Here is a 14,245-nt window from a genome sequence, read left to right on the forward strand (position 1 = left end):
TCCGATAAAAACATAAGGAGCCGGGATGAACTCTCAATCCCCGTCCAGCAAGTCCCCGGAACAGCTACGCGCGATGGTCGCCGGGACCCTGGCAAATTTTCAGCACCCTACCCTGAAACACAATCTCACCGCCCTGAAAGCGCTGCACCATGTTGCGATGCTGGACGACACGCTGCACGTTGAACTGCAAATGCCGTTTGCCTGGTTAAGCGGGTTTGAAGCGCTAAAAGAGAGTTGCAGTTCGGATCTGCTGCGCATCACCGGCGCGAAGGCGGTGGACTGGAAGCTGACTCACCAGATTGCCACCCTTAAGCGGGTGAAAAACCAGCCCGGCGTGAACGGCGTGAAAAACATTATCGCCGTCAGCTCCGGCAAAGGCGGGGTAGGTAAGTCCACCACGGCGGTCAATATGGCGCTGGCGCTGGCTGCCGAAGGGGCGAAAGTGGGCATTCTGGATGCCGATATTTATGGCCCGTCTATTCCGAACATGCTGGGCGCGGAGCACGAGCGCCCAACCTCGCCGGACGGCAAACATATGGCACCGATTGTCGCTCATGGGCTGGCAACCAACTCCATTGGCTACCTGGTGACCGACGAAAATGCCATGGTCTGGCGCGGGCCGATGGCGAGCAAAGCGTTAATGCAGATGCTGCAGGAAACCCTGTGGCCGGATCTGGATTATCTGGTTATCGATATGCCGCCCGGCACCGGCGATATTCAGCTGACGCTGGCGCAAAATATCCCGGTAACCGGCGCGATGGTGGTCACCACGCCGCAGGACATCGCGCTTATCGATGCCCGCAAAGGCATTGTGATGTTCGAGAAAGTCGAAGTGCCCGTGGTCGGCATCGTCGAGAACATGAGCATCCACATTTGCAGCAACTGCGGCCACCACGAGCCTATTTTCGGCACCGGCGGCGCGGAGAAGCTGGCGCAGCAGTACCACACAATCCTGCTAGGCCAGCTGCCGCTGCATATTTCGCTGCGTGAAGACCTGGACGCCGGTAAACCAACGGTGGTTAACCGCCCGGAAAGCGATATCACCACGCTTTACCGCGAACTGGCGGGGAGCGTTGCGGCTCAGCTTTACTGGAATGGGGAAGTTATCCCGGCTGAAATCGCTTTCAGAGCGGTATAATACGGCGGACTTCGCTATAAACCTCTCCCGCTAAGGGGGAGGTTTAGCATCAGCGGCCCAACACAAAATGCATTAAATAATACTCGCCGTCCGGGCTGTCCCCGGTGGCTTCAATATGCCAGCCGTTACGCTGATAAAACTCGGCGGCATGCTGGTTTTTCACCAGGCATTTCAGCGAGCCGGTGCTGGTGAATTCACTTTGTACTTTCTGCAATAACGCCTTGCCCGCGCCCTTACCGTGGTAGTCCGGGCTAACAAACAGGTTATGTAAAAAGTTATCCGGCTCCCATACCGAAGCAAAGCCGATGCGATGCCCATCATCTTCGGCTACCCAGATTTTTTCATCCTGAGTCACGCTATCAAAATCTTCGAGGTGCCAGCTGCTGCTATCGAGCCAGGGCCAGGCTTCGCGGCGGGAATGGAGGTAAAGGGTGCGTAAGAAAGGGCGGTCGGATTCTTGCCAGAGTCTTAAGATCAAATGTCTACCTTTTAGCGTGAAAATGTTTATCAGCCTGAGCCTGACTTTACGCCATCAAGCTTCCAATAAATAGCCACTAATTTAGGCTCTGGCGGGTAAATACGCTCGGTTTTTATTACAATGGGCTCGCTTATCTATATACTGCCCGCTTTTAGACCCTGAGATTGCCCCATGTTGAATAATGACGTATTGCTAAGCGTTCGCTATATGCTGAACCTGAATAACGATGGAATCGTTAAGATCCTTGCCCTGACCGGCACCGACGTCCCCGCGGAACAAATCGTTCCGTGGCTGAAGAAAGAGGACGAAGAAGGCTTTAAGGCCTGCCCGGATCTTATCATGGCAAACTTTCTCAACGGGCTTATCTACTTCAAACGCGGCAAAGATGAGAGCAAGCCGGAGCCGAAGATCGAGCGCCGGATGACCAATAACATCATCCTGAAAAAACTGCGTATCGCTTTTGAGCTGAAGTCCGACGACGTGCTCGAGATCCTGACTGCCCAGGAGTTCCGCATTTCTATGCCGGAAATCACCGCGATGATGCGTAACCCGGATCATAAAAACTATCGCGAATGTGGCGATCAGTTCCTGCGCTACTTCCTGCGTGGCCTGACCCAGCGCGTTAAGCCGGCTAAAGCGGAATAAACGGTGCAGCGGGTGAGGCAAACTCACCCGCCTGAAAGCGTGGTTATTTTTGGACTGGCGCAATCATCCCGTTCGCCCGGCGTTTGCCGTTCCAGCTCACCGAGGCCGTCCCGTCCGGCATGATAGCGATAGACAGAACCACGCCCTGACCACGCGCTTCATAGAAGTTATCGTTCACCTTCTTCAAAACCATCTCTTTATCGTTAAGGTATACCGGCCCGCCGTTGTCGATATGCACATCGCCCGGCGCACCGTGCCCGTTAAACAGCGGCAGCGCGGCGTTTGCCATACCGCTGGCCAGACCCAGCGCCAGCACCAGTAATTTCAGCTTACTCATCATTCACTCATCGACCCTGTTAGATTATTTGTTTCGTTACGGGATAATAAGATATCTATTATTTCCGCCGCTGCATCTTGCGCTTACGGGGGCTTTTCGCGTTGACCGAAATCAAACGGGTCGTACCCGCCAGATGAAATATTCACATGTTTCAGGAGTCGCGCTCGGTGCAGAAGGATATACCTCTGATGTTATCCCGGTCAGTACAGCGTAACTTCGCGCATCATCTCAATTAACTTTCTCAAACCCGGATGCAGCTGCCTGCGGCTGGGGTAATACATCACCATCGGTTCGTCTTCGCACACCCATTCCGGGATAACCTGCACCAGCTTGCCGCTCTCCAGCAGCGGGCGCACGCGCACGTCCAGGCAGTAGGCAAGCCCGAAGCCGTTTAAGGCAGTATCAATAATCATCTCGCTCTCGTTGAGGATAAGCGAGCCGGGCACATCCAGCGCCAGCGCCTCTCCCGCATGATTCAGCTCCCATTTATAAAGCGTTCCGTTGCCGAGCCGCATGCGGATGCATTGGTGCGCCAGCAGATCGTTGGGATGTGATAAGGGCAGGTGAGCGCTATTCTTCAGATAGCCGGGCGAGGCGACGACAATCCATTTCAGCTTGCGCGTCACCGGCATGGCAATCATGTCCCGGGGAACGCTTTCGCCGTAGCGAATGCCCGCGTCATAACCGCTGCCGATAATGTCTACCAGCGTATTGTCGACGGTGATTTCCAGCTGGAGCCGCGGGTACATGGTCATGAATCGCGCCAGCACCGGAGTGAACAGTAGCTGAGCCGCGTCGCGCGGGATGTTAATGCGCAGCCGGCCGACGGGGGATTCGCGGTAATGATCCAGCTCGTCCAGCGCCATGCGGATATGGGAAAAGCCGGTTTCCAGGTGGCCCAGCAGCGCCTCTCCGGCGTCGGTGGGCACTACCGAGCGGCTGGTGCGGTTGAGGAGGCGGACGCCAAGGCGCTCCTCCAGCCCGCGCATGGTATGGCTCAGCGCCGAAGTGGAAACCCCCAGTTCAGAGGCCGCCAGGCGAAAGCTTTTGCGGCGGCAGATAGCAAGAAAAACGTTCAGATCGGCGAGCTCGCCGCGTACCGGAACCGGCATAAAAGTGGCCTCAATCATCAAGGGTTCGTTGAAATTAATTCAACCTGACATGAGTTATTATAGATTCACAGAACAGACGGGAGTCAATAATGGCAGTCGAAACGATTCACATCGCAGGCATTTCTAAACCGGTCAGCCGCGTCGGGCTGGGCACCTGGGCAATTGGCGGCAGCATGTGGGGCGGGAGCAACGACGACGAGTCGATTGCCACACTGCACGCCGCGCTTGAGCGAGGCATCAACCTGATTGATACCGCCCCGGTTTATGGTTTTGGCCATTCTGAAGAGGTGGTGGGCAAGGCTCTGCTTGGCCGTCGTGACGGGGCAATTATTGCCACCAAAGTGGCGCTGGACTGGGACGATGCCGGGCGCGTTACCCGTAATTCCACCCCGGAACGCATTCGTAAAGAGATAGAAGACTCGCTGCGCCGCCTGCAAACCGACTATATCGACCTGTACCAGGTTCACTGGCCGGATAAGCTGGTGGCGATAGAAGAAACCGCCCGTACGCTTGAAGACCTGCACCGCGAAGGCAAGTTCCTGGCGCTTGGCGTCAGCAACTATTCTCCGGCTCAGATGGATAAGTTCCGCAGCGTGGCCCCGCTGGCAACGCTTCAGCCGCCGCTTAACCTGTTCGAACGTGGCGCAACCGAAACCGAACTGCTGCCCTATGCGAAATATCATCAACTGGTGGTGTTGGCTTACGGCGCTATCTGCCGCGGCCTGCTGTCCGGGCGTATGGATCCGCAAACCACCTTTGGCGAAGGCGACCTGCGAAGCTTCGATCCTAAGTTCCAGCCGCCGCGCTTTGGGCAGTATCTGGCTGCGGTTGAAGAGCTGAAAGCCTTTGCTCACCAGCGCTACGGCAAAAGCGTCATGGCCCTGGCGCTGCGCTGGGTGCTGGACTCCGGCCCAACTATCGCACTGTGGGGCGCACGCCGCCCTCAGCAGCTTGAAGGTGTTGAGGAAGTGTATGGCTGGCAGCTTAGCGCTGACGACATGCGCGATATCGACGCTATCCTGAATAAGCATATCCCGGAGCCGCTTGGCGCCGAATTTATGGCACCACCGCACCGCGCATAACCTGGCGTAAAAGAGTCCCGCGCCTCATGCAGACCGCTGCCTGAGGCGCATTTTTTTGTTCACCTGCATAAGTAAAAAACGCTATGTCATCACTCAATGAACAGACCGCAAGCGCGGAAGCGGGGTCATCCTCTCTGTCGCGTGCCGGGCTGCTGAAAGCGCTGTTCGCCCTTGGTATGGGCGGCTTTGCTATCGGCACCGGCGAATTCGTCATCATGGGCTTATTGCCCGATGCGGCCAACGGGCTGCACGTTTCTATTCCGTCAGCCGGTCACCTGATTAGCATTTATGCGCTCGGCGTGGTTATTGGTGCACCTCTGCTGGCCGTGCTCGGCGCACGCATGGCGCGCCGTGATTTTCTGATTGTCCTGATGGCGATGTTTGCCGTCGGCAACCTGCTGAGCGCCTTTGCGCCGGGTTATTACTCGATGATGCTGGCGCGTTTTCTCGCCGGTTTCCCGCATGGCACCTTCTTCGGCGTTGCCGCGCTGCTGGCGGCAAGTCTGGTTGACCGGGCGAAACGCGCCCAGGCGGTGTCGATGGTGTTGCTCGGCCTGACGATTGCCAACCTGCTGGGCGTGCCCGCGGTTGCCGCTATCGGGCAGCTGTTTGGCTGGCGCAGCGCGTTCGCCATCGTCGGCGGGCTTGCAGTGCTGACGCTTATTCTGGTTCGCGCCTGGGTGCCGTGGAGTGAAGGCGACAAAGACGCCAGTCCGCTGCGGGAACTGACGGCGCTTACCCGCAAACAGGTGTTGTTGACGCTGGCTATCGGGGCCATCGGCAGCGGCGGTATGTTCTCGGTATTCAGCTACGTTAAGCCAACCATGCTGGAACTGGCTCATCAATCCGTGGGCATGATCCCGGTGATTCTGTCGATGTTTGGCCTCGGGATGATCGTCGGTAATATCGTGGGCGGCCGCCTGGCGGACAGAGGGCTGGAGAAAACCGTTCGCCTGCTGCTGATATGGGCCATTCTGGTGCTCAGCGCCTACGTCTATACCTCGCATTATCCGTGGCTTGGGGCGGTAACCGTGATGCTGGTCGGCACTATGGTTTCGCTCTCTTCGGTGCTGCAAATTCGCCTGATGGACGTGGCGGGAGATGCGCAAACCATGGCGGCGGCGATGAACCATTCTGCGTTCAATATTGCAAACGCGCTCGGCGCATGGCTTGGCGGGGTGACTATTTCTGCGGGCTTTGGCTGGCAGTCCACCGGCTGGGTTGGCGCGATTCTGGCGGCCTTCGGCCTGATTATCCACACCTGGGCGGTTATTGACGCCAAAAAACAGGCTCCTTTAACCCATTAAGGTTTCCCCGTGATGTTAACTCTTACTCTCGCAGAAGCGCTTCTCGACGGCGTTAAAACCGTGGTGAAATCCCATGATTTGCCGCCCGTGTCGGCGGTGGTGCTGGACGCTGGCGGCCACCTGACCGCGTTTGCCCGCATGGACGGGACTTTCCTGGCAACCATCGATATTGCGATGCAAAAAGCGCGAACAGCGGTGCTATTTCAGGCAAACAGCGGTGATGTCGGGGCGAATTTACATCCCAACGGACCGGCTTATTCGCTGGAAAACAGCAACGGGGGGCTGGTGGGTATCGACGGCGGCGTTCCGCTGCGCAATGCTCAAGGCGTAGTGATTGGCGCGCTCGGTATTTCCGGGGCAACTAAAGAGCAGGACGGGCAGATTGCCGCTCTTACGGTTGAAGCGGTGATGGGCGCTCCGGCATAAAAAAACCGGCAAAAGAGCGGGGTGAGTCTCCTTTGCCGGTTTTACTGAGTAAGGTTATTTCGCCATAAAATGCGGACCTTTCGCCACCGAATCCCGCACGATCAGGTCAGAAGCGTAAAGGTTATCTTTGGAGAAATAGCCCCCGTCCAGCATCGCCGTCAGGCGGTTTATCACTTCATGAATCATGTCGCTTACCGGCTCTTTCACGCTGGACAGCGCCGGGCTGAGAAATGCGCCGGTGGGTACGTTATCAAAGCCGATAATCGAAACATCGTCGGGAACCCTAAGCCCGGCGTTGCTCAACTGCTTGATGGCGCCAATGGCCATGTCGTCGTTGCTGGCAACCAGAGCGCTAAACTTTTCCCCGCGGGCAAGCAGGTTTTCAACACCCGCAGCGCCGCTTGCTGGCGTCCATTTTCCGGCAACAATCAGCTCGTCACGCGGGGTTAAACCCGCCTGCTCAAGCGCCTCTTTGTAACCCGCCAGACGCTCCCGCGCGGTAGGGGAGTCCAGCACCCCGCTGATAAAGGCGATTTCACGGTGCCCGTTATCAATTAAATGGCGCGTGGCGTTGTAGCTGGAGCCTTTGTGATCGCAGCAAATACAGTGGCTCTGGTGCTTACGAAGTTTGCGGTTCATCACCATTATCGGCTGCTTGTGCTGCCCGATAAGCAAGTCCATTTCATCCACGCTCAAAAAACGCGGATAGATAATCACCGCATCGCAGTGGAGGTCGAGCAGAAACTGCACCGCTTCCTGCTCCTCCCTGGCGCTGTGTTTTCCGTCTACCAGAATGAGCTGTCGCCCGCTGGCCTCAAGTTTAAGCGCCGCCTGCGACAGCAGCTCGCTGAAGTAATTGCCGCTATACAGGGTGTTGGTTACCACCAGGCCGATATAGCCTGATTTGCTGGTTGCCAGGTTACGGGCCATCAAATTTGGCCGGTAACCCGTTTCTTCAATGGCTTGATAAACCAGCGTTTTAGTGGCTTCACTGACGTAGCCTTTTCCGGTCAGCACGCGCGAAACGGTCGCCTTCGAGACGCCTGCTTTTTTCGCCACTTCCTGCATTGTTGACATAAAGGCTTCCCGTAGCTTGTTCATTTTCCGCCATTTTACACTTTTCGCCTCACGGACGCAGTGTGCGTTATCGGGCGATCTGAATCACAAATTTAGATCAATATAAAAATAATTATTGTGATCTAATTTTCAACTTAACATGATTGTGTGGAACCGGTTACCTACGAAATCATAACAAGAGAACCCTACTTCATGGCGAACAAATATGTGGATGTATCCCGGCAGATTGTTGAGGCTTTAGGCGGGCCAGGAAACGTAGTGGCGGTGACCCACTGTATGACCCGTTTGCGCTTCGTATTGCGGGATGACGCCGCAATTGACGGCGCAAGGCTGAAATCTATTAGCGGCGTGCTGGGCGTGGTGAAAAGCGACCAGCAGTGCCAGGTTATTATCGGCAATACCGTTTCTCAGGCTTATGCCGAAGTGCTGAAACATCTGCCCGAAGGCTCGCGGCCCGCGACAGTGCCTGCCGGAAAAAATAAGCTGACCTTAAAGCGAATTGGCGCGGGAATACTCGATGCGTTGATAGGCACCATGTCGCCGCTTATTCCGGCCATTATCGGCGGCTCGATGGTTAAGCTGCTGGCGATGATCCTTGATATGGCGGGCCTGTTCGAAAAAACCTCCTCCACGCTGATTATCCTGAATCTTATCGGCGACGGAGCATTCTTCTTCTTGCCGGTGATGGTGGCGGCCTCCGCTGCGGTGAAATTTAAAACCAATATGTCGCTGTCGATTGCTATTGCCGGGGTGCTGGTTCATCCGGCGTTTATAGACCTGATGGCAAAAGCGGCTCAGGGCCAGCATGTTGATTTTATGGGCGTACCGGTTACGGCGGTGAAATATACCTACACCGTTATTCCGGCGCTGGTGATGACCTGGCTGCTGTCTTATATCGAAAGAGCCATTGACCGTATCACGCCAGCGGTAACAAAAAACTTCCTTAAGCCGATGCTTATCGTGCTGGTGTCCGCTCCGATAGCAATTCTGCTGATTGGCCCGCTGGGTATCTGGATTGGCAGCGGTATTTCCTCGCTGGTTTATACCGTTCACGGCTATCTGGGCTGGCTGTCCGTTGCCATTATGGGGGCGATTTGGCCGCTGCTGGTGATGACCGGGATGCACCGCGTATTCACTCCAACCATTATTCAGACCATAGCCGAAACTGGAAAAGAGGGCATGGTTATGCCGTCGGAAATCGGTGCCAACTTATCTCTGGGCGGTTCTTCGCTGGCCGTTGCCTGGAAAACGAAAAACCCTGAACTGCGCCAGACGGCTCTGGCCGCTGCGGCTTCGGCGATTGTTGCAGGTATTTCAGAACCCGCGTTGTACGGCGTGGCGGTGCGGCTCAAACGCCCGTTGATTGCCTGTCTGATTAGCGGGTTTATTTGCGGTGCTGTTGCCGGTATCGGCGGGCTGGCAAGCCATTCGATGGCCTCGCCGGGTTTGTTCACCAGCGTGCAGTTTTTTGACCCGGCTAACCCAATGAGCATTGTCTGGGTCGCCGCTGTAATGATTCTGGCCGTGGTGCTCTCATTTATCACTACGCTTATTCTTGGCTTCGAAGATATCCCGGTTGAGGAAGCGAAAACGGTAGAGCAGGGCAGCGCCACGGCGTTTGCAGCACCAGATAATGCAGTAAAAACACTTTAAGCAGAGGTAAACATGGCAGAGACAGCATTTCCAAAAGGATTTTTGTGGGGCGGAGCAATAGCGGCTAACCAGGCGGAAGGCGCTTATCAGGAAGGCGGAAAGGGGCTGAGCACCGTGGATATGATCCCTCATGGTGAAAACCGCCTTGGGGTAAAGCTCGGCGTGGAGAAACGCTTTGAGCTGCGCGATGATGAATTTTATCCGAGCCACCAGGCGATTGATTTTTACCATCGCTATAAAGAAGACATCGCCCTGATGGCCGAAATGGGTTTCACCGTGTTCCGCACCTCTATCGCGTGGAGCCGTCTCTACCCGAATGGCGATGAAGCTACGCCAAATGAACAAGGGATCGCTTTCTACCGCGAGCTGTTTGCCGAGTGTAAAAAGTACAATATTGAGCCGCTGGTTACCCTGTGTCACTTCGACGTACCGATGCATCTGGTGCGTGAATACGGCTCATGGCGCAATCGTAAAATGGTGGATTTCTTCAGCCGCTACGCCCGCACCTGCTTTGAGGCTTTTAACGGCCAGGTGAAATACTGGCTGACCTTTAACGAAATCAACATCATGCTCCACAGCCCGTTTTCCGGGGCCGGGCTGGTGTTTGAGAAAGGCGATAACAAAGAGCAGGTGATGTACCAGGCCGCGCACCACGAACTGGTCGCCAGCGCCCTGGTGACCAAAATCGCCCACGAAGTTAATCCGGAAAACCAGGTCGGCTGCATGCTGGCGGGCGGCAACTTCTACCCTTACAGCTGCAAGCCGGAGGATGTTTGGGCTGCGCTGGAAAAAGATCGTGAAAACCTGTTCTTTATTGATGTTCAGGCTCGTGGGGCTTACCCGGCCTATGCCGGACGCATGTTCCGTGAGAAAGGTATTGAGATTGTGATCGAGCCGGGCGACGCGGAGATCCTGAAAAATACCGTAGACTTCGTCTCCTTCAGCTATTACGCCTCGCGCTGTGCTTCAGCAGACATGAACGAGGGGAATACTAATCCGGCTAATATCATTAAGTCGCTCAAGAACCCGCATATTACTTTCAGCGAATGGGGCTGGGGCATCGACCCGCTTGGCCTGCGCATTACCATGAATATGATGTATGACCGTTACCAGAAGCCGCTGTTCCTGGTGGAAAACGGGCTGGGCGCGAAGGACGAGCTAAATGCGAAGGGGGAAGTTGACGACGAATACCGCATTAGCTATCTGCGTGAGCATATTAAGGCGATGGGCGAGGCAATTGAGGATGGCATCCCGGTGATGGGCTATACCTCCTGGGGCTGTATTGACCTGGTTTCCGCTTCTACCGGCGAGATGAGCAAGCGCTACGGCTTCGTCTACGTTGACCGCGATGATGCAGGAAAAGGCACGCTTGCGCGTACGCCGAAGAAGTCATTCCACTGGTATAAGAAGGTGATTGCCAGCAACGGCGGAGATCTGGAGTAAATCTCCTTTGTTTCCCCCTCCAGGCGGATGGGGGAAAACCCTCTCCGTCAGGAGAGGGTGAGGATGTTTATCAGAACGCGATAGAACCCTGTACGAAGAAGGTTCGCGGCTCACCAACGTATTTGCCCGAGTTGTTGTCGCTTGAGCGGGTGTAATAACGCTGATCGAACAGGTTTTTAATCCCTGCGCCCAGTTTCAGGTGAGACAGAGACGGGCCGAAGTCATATTCGCCGCGCATATTCCACACCATATAACCCGCGATATTGCCGTACTGGCCGTCCGCGCTTTCGTCGGTGATGTAGGTATCGCCGGTACCCGGAGAGCGTTGCTTAGACTGGGCAAAGCTGTCCAGATTCCACACCCAGTCTCCGGTCGCATAGCGGGTGCCCACGGTGTAAACCTGGCGCGAGTAATACGGCAGGTCTTTATCCGCAAAGGCGCCGTTGTCGCTGGTGGCTTTGGTGTAGGTATAAGTCGTGTAAAGGCTCACGCCGTCCAGCGCGCGGTTCAGCTCGCTCAGATCGTAGTTAAGCGCCAGCTCAATCCCCTGGTGTTTGGTTGCGCCAAGGTTAGTCCAGCCCACGGTGTTGCTGATGTATTGCAGCTGATCGTCAAAGTCGATGTAGAACAGCGTTGCTTCGGCTTTGATTACCGTATCGTCGTAGCGGGTACCCACTTCGTAGGTATGCGCTTTCTCCGGCGTCAGGCCCGGTGCAGGCTGGCTGCCGTTGCCGCCTTTGGTCAGCTGGAAGTATTGCATGCTGCCAAACGAGGTGCTGGCGTTGGTGAAGACATTCCAGGAATCCGTCAGGTGGTACATCACGCTGATAGAAGGCAGCGGCTGGCTGTAGTTCTTCTCGCGGCTAATGTTGTTAAAGTCGTCGCTTATGTGGGTCTTGATGCTTTCATAGCGCATGCCCGGCGTAATGGTCCAGTTGCCGACGTTGATGGCATCATCAATATAAAATGCGTTTGCCGCCGTGCCGCCGTAAGTGTGCTGATAATAGGTCGATGCATCAGGCTGTTGCCAGGTTTTGTCCGGGTTGTAGCTGGTCGAGCGGAAGGCTTTTTCATCCGCAGTTTCGTTCAGGTAACGATAACCGACGGTGACTTCATGAGACATATCCCAGAAGCGGAACAGCTGTGAATAAGAAGGTTCGAAAGCCCAGGTGGTGTAATGGCGCGGGAAGGAGCCCATCTGGAACAGGCCTTTGTTACCCACCTTTTGCGCGATATCGCTGCCGCGATAGCTGTCGGTGAAGTAGGTCAGGACTTCGAGCTGCTTGTCATCTTCGCTGTGCTTATATTTGAAGGACATATCCTTGCGGCGGCCTTCAAACTGATCCCACGCGCGGGTGGACTGGAACGGATTAGCCGCATATTGCGCGCTGGTCAGGCCGCCCGGCATGCCTGCTTTAGCATCGTAATAGTGGAAGTTAGCCTGGAGTTCATCGCGTTCGGTGAAGGCGTACTTCGTCTTCAGCATAAAGTCGTCGATGTCGGTATTGTCGTTGCTGTCGCGGTAGCCCTGGCCGTGCAGGCCGGAGTACAGCAGCTCGGCACCCAGACCGTTATCGGACGTGCCGCCGACGGAGGCGCTGGTCAGCGTTTTCAGGCCGCCGTGGCTTGCGCCCTGGGTCTGAGCGCTAACGGTGCCGCCAAAATCTTTTGGAATGTCGCGGGTGACGAAGTTAATCACGCCGCCGACGTTTTGCGGCCCGTAACGCACCGCACCGCCGCCGCGAACCACGTCAACGGACTGAATATTGCCGATGCCCAGCGGAGCCATAGAAAGCTGAGGCTGGCCGTAAGGGGCGACTGCCAACGGCACGCCGTCCATCAAAATGGTGGAGCGTGGAGACAGGCGCGAAGTCAGGCCGCGCACGCCAACGTTGAGGGAAATATCGCTGCCGCCGGTGCCGTTGCTGTCGCGAACCTGAACGCCAGGAATGCCCTTCAGCGCATCGGCGACGGTTTCGGAACCCTGCTCGCGCAGCTGCTGCTCGGTTACGATCGAGCGGGCACCCGGGTGGTTAAGCAGTACGGTGCTGTTGTCCGGGTTATCCAGCCAGTTACCGACGACGGTAATGTCATCAGCCGGTTTCTCGGTTTTGGTTTTATCAGTTTGAGTTTGTTCTGCGGCAAGCGTCGGTAACGCAAAGGCTATCGCACTGGCCAAGAGAGAGACACGAAAGAGGGGGCGCATCATCATTCCTTTACAACGTGGGTTTGCTGTTATGTTATTTTTTTGGAAATGACAATCTTAATGATAATTATTTTCAAGTAAATAGTTTTGTTGCGGAATAATTCGGGATAAGGCGAAAAGTAAGCAAAGAAAGCCGAGTCTTTATTTCAGACCCGGCTCGGGTTGGATTAAGGCGTTACCCAGAACACGCCGCAGTAGTCCAGGGCGGTGAACTGTTTATGCACCTGTTCGATGTCGGCCTGCGGGTCGATATCTTTAAACAAATCCGGGTGCAGGAATTTGGCGATGGTTTCCACGGCGATATAGTTCAGCGGTGAGTCGTAGAACTGGTGGTAAATCGCCATAACACGCTTCTCTTTTACCGCCGTAAGCACGTTGATTCCGGTGCGGTTCATCAGCGCTTTGAGCTTCTGCTCTGCAACTGCTTTATCGGCAACGTAGCCCAGCGGCACGGCCTGAGGCGAACGGTTGCCGCGGTTCCAGTCGGCACCGGTCATCAGGTAGAAGTCCGGATTGCTGGTGATAACCTGCTCGGTGTTCACCTGGCCGCTCATTTCAGGGAACAACTTGCTGCCGATGTTATTCCCGCCGGCGGTATCAATAAACTGCCCATAGCTACCTTTGCCGAAGGTCTGGCAGCATTCGTCGCCGCGAATGCCTGCCGCACGTTCAATAAACACGCTCGGGCGCTGCTCCGGCTTCAGAGTGGCAACGCGCTCGCGCACCAGGTTCATGCGCTGCTGGTAATACTGAATAAAAGCATCGGCGTTTTTCTGCTCATCAAACACTTTACCCAGCAGTTCGATGCTTGGCAGGGTATTGGTCAGCGGCTGCTGGCGGAAATCGATAATCAGTACCGGAATACCTACCTTTTCCAGTTGGCCCAGCACGCCGCTGTTCTTAAGTTTTGGCAGGACGCCAATATCAAAAATGATTAAATCCGGCTGCAGGCTCACCGCTTTTTCTACGCTGAAGTCGGTGTAGTAGGGGTTTTCAAACATGGTGATTTTGCTGACCTGCGGGAATTTTCTCGCGTAGGCCTCCGCCAGATCCGGCGCTTTGGTTTTTAGCGAGTTATCCCAGGCGATAACGTCCTGGAGAGGATCTTTCGGGTGGATGATATTCAACGCCAGCAGGGCGCGGGCATCGGCCAGCATCACGCGTTTTGCCGGGCCTGGCAGGGTAACTTCGCGCCCGGCGACGTCGGTAACTACAATCGGTGCAGCCTGGGCCGCGCAGCTCAGTAATGCAACGGCGGCAAGCAGCCAGCGAGCTTTGGCGGTAAACACTGTGAACATGGATGACCTTCAGAACGGGGAACATTTCGAAAGGGAATGATAA

General features: G+C 55.6%; 13 protein-coding genes. 7 read left to right on the forward strand and 6 right to left on the reverse strand.

Features of this window, described 5'->3' with window-relative positions; translation table 11 throughout:
- Nucleotides 1-25: 25 nt before the first annotated feature.
- Nucleotides 26-1,138, forward strand: a complete 1,113-nt coding sequence (apbC, locus tag ACG1VR_RS07500; RefSeq protein WP_395490585.1) for an iron-sulfur cluster carrier protein ApbC — start codon at nt 26-28, stop codon at nt 1,136-1,138.
- A 49-nt stretch (nt 1,139-1,187) separates the two neighbouring features.
- Here the strand turns inward: apbC and ACG1VR_RS07505 are convergent, their stop codons facing one another.
- On the reverse strand, nt 1,188-1,616 hold the full coding sequence (locus ACG1VR_RS07505; RefSeq protein WP_016537290.1) for a GNAT family N-acetyltransferase: 429 nt from the start codon (nt 1,614-1,616) through the stop codon (nt 1,188-1,190).
- Between the two features lie 171 nt (nt 1,617-1,787).
- Between ACG1VR_RS07505 and ACG1VR_RS07510 the strand changes: the two genes are divergently transcribed.
- Entirely contained in the window at nt 1,788-2,261 is a 474-nt protein-coding gene (locus ACG1VR_RS07510) for a DUF1456 family protein (protein WP_016537289.1), read from the forward strand.
- Between the two features lie 43 nt (nt 2,262-2,304).
- On the opposite strand, the gene ACG1VR_RS07515 is transcribed toward ACG1VR_RS07510, so the two are convergent.
- Together ACG1VR_RS07515 and ACG1VR_RS07520 are read right to left on the reverse strand one after the other, a co-directional pair.
- The gene (locus ACG1VR_RS07515; protein WP_395490586.1) at nt 2,305-2,601 is read right to left on the reverse strand and encodes a hypothetical protein; all 297 of its coding nucleotides are present in this window, start codon (nt 2,599-2,601) and stop codon (nt 2,305-2,307) included.
- Nucleotides 2,602-2,798: 197 nt separating this feature from the next.
- Nucleotides 2,799-3,728 (reverse strand): LysR substrate-binding domain-containing protein, encoded by a 930-nt coding sequence (locus ACG1VR_RS07520; protein WP_395490587.1) that lies wholly within the window; start codon nt 3,726-3,728, stop codon nt 2,799-2,801.
- A 71-nt stretch (nt 3,729-3,799) separates the two neighbouring features.
- Here ACG1VR_RS07520 and ACG1VR_RS07525 point away from each other — a divergent pair, with 71 nt between their 5' ends.
- The 3 genes from ACG1VR_RS07525 to ACG1VR_RS07535 all read left to right on the forward strand — a co-directional run bounded on the left by ACG1VR_RS07525 (nt 3,800) and on the right by ACG1VR_RS07535 (nt 6,525).
- Nucleotides 3,800-4,792, forward strand: coding sequence for an aldo/keto reductase (locus ACG1VR_RS07525; RefSeq protein WP_016537285.1), 993 nt, complete (start codon nt 3,800-3,802; stop codon nt 4,790-4,792).
- An 83-nt stretch (nt 4,793-4,875) separates the two neighbouring features.
- Nucleotides 4,876-6,099: an MFS transporter gene (locus ACG1VR_RS07530; protein ID WP_395490588.1), complete on the forward strand. Its 1,224-nt coding sequence runs from the start codon at nt 4,876-4,878 to the stop codon at nt 6,097-6,099.
- A gap of 12 nt (nt 6,100-6,111) precedes the next feature.
- Complete coding sequence (locus ACG1VR_RS07535; RefSeq protein ID WP_016537282.1) at nt 6,112-6,525, forward strand: heme-binding protein; 414 nt, start codon at nt 6,112-6,114, stop codon at nt 6,523-6,525.
- 54 nt (nt 6,526-6,579) lie between these two features.
- Here ACG1VR_RS07535 and ACG1VR_RS07540 read toward each other — a convergent pair whose 3' ends face one another.
- The gene (locus ACG1VR_RS07540; RefSeq protein WP_395490589.1) at nt 6,580-7,602 is read right to left on the reverse strand and encodes a LacI family DNA-binding transcriptional regulator; all 1,023 of its coding nucleotides are present in this window, start codon (nt 7,600-7,602) and stop codon (nt 6,580-6,582) included.
- A 192-nt stretch (nt 7,603-7,794) separates the two neighbouring features.
- Between ACG1VR_RS07540 and ascF the strand changes: the two genes are divergently transcribed.
- Both ascF and ACG1VR_RS07550 read left to right on the forward strand, forming a co-directional pair.
- Nucleotides 7,795-9,255, forward strand: coding sequence for a PTS cellobiose/arbutin/salicin transporter subunit IIBC (ascF, locus tag ACG1VR_RS07545; protein WP_395490590.1), 1,461 nt, complete (start codon nt 7,795-7,797; stop codon nt 9,253-9,255).
- Nucleotides 9,256-9,267: 12 nt separating this feature from the next.
- Nucleotides 9,268-10,698: a 6-phospho-beta-glucosidase gene (locus ACG1VR_RS07550; protein ID WP_395490591.1), complete on the forward strand. Its 1,431-nt coding sequence runs from the start codon at nt 9,268-9,270 to the stop codon at nt 10,696-10,698.
- Between the two features lie 70 nt (nt 10,699-10,768).
- Here the strand turns inward: ACG1VR_RS07550 and ACG1VR_RS07555 are convergent, their stop codons facing one another.
- Both ACG1VR_RS07555 and ACG1VR_RS07560 read right to left on the reverse strand, forming a co-directional pair.
- A complete protein-coding gene (locus ACG1VR_RS07555; protein ID WP_172569472.1) occupies nt 10,769-12,904 on the reverse strand; it encodes a TonB-dependent siderophore receptor in 2,136 nt (711 codons plus the stop codon).
- Between the two features lie 167 nt (nt 12,905-13,071).
- Complete coding sequence (locus ACG1VR_RS07560; RefSeq protein WP_395490592.1) at nt 13,072-14,202, reverse strand: ABC transporter substrate-binding protein; 1,131 nt, start codon at nt 14,200-14,202, stop codon at nt 13,072-13,074.
- Nucleotides 14,203-14,245 lie beyond the last annotated feature (43 nt).

Origin of the sequence: Cedecea davisae, from assembly GCF_044095835.1 — a bacterium.
Classification (GTDB): Bacteria; Pseudomonadota; Gammaproteobacteria; order Enterobacterales; family Enterobacteriaceae; genus Cedecea; species Cedecea davisae.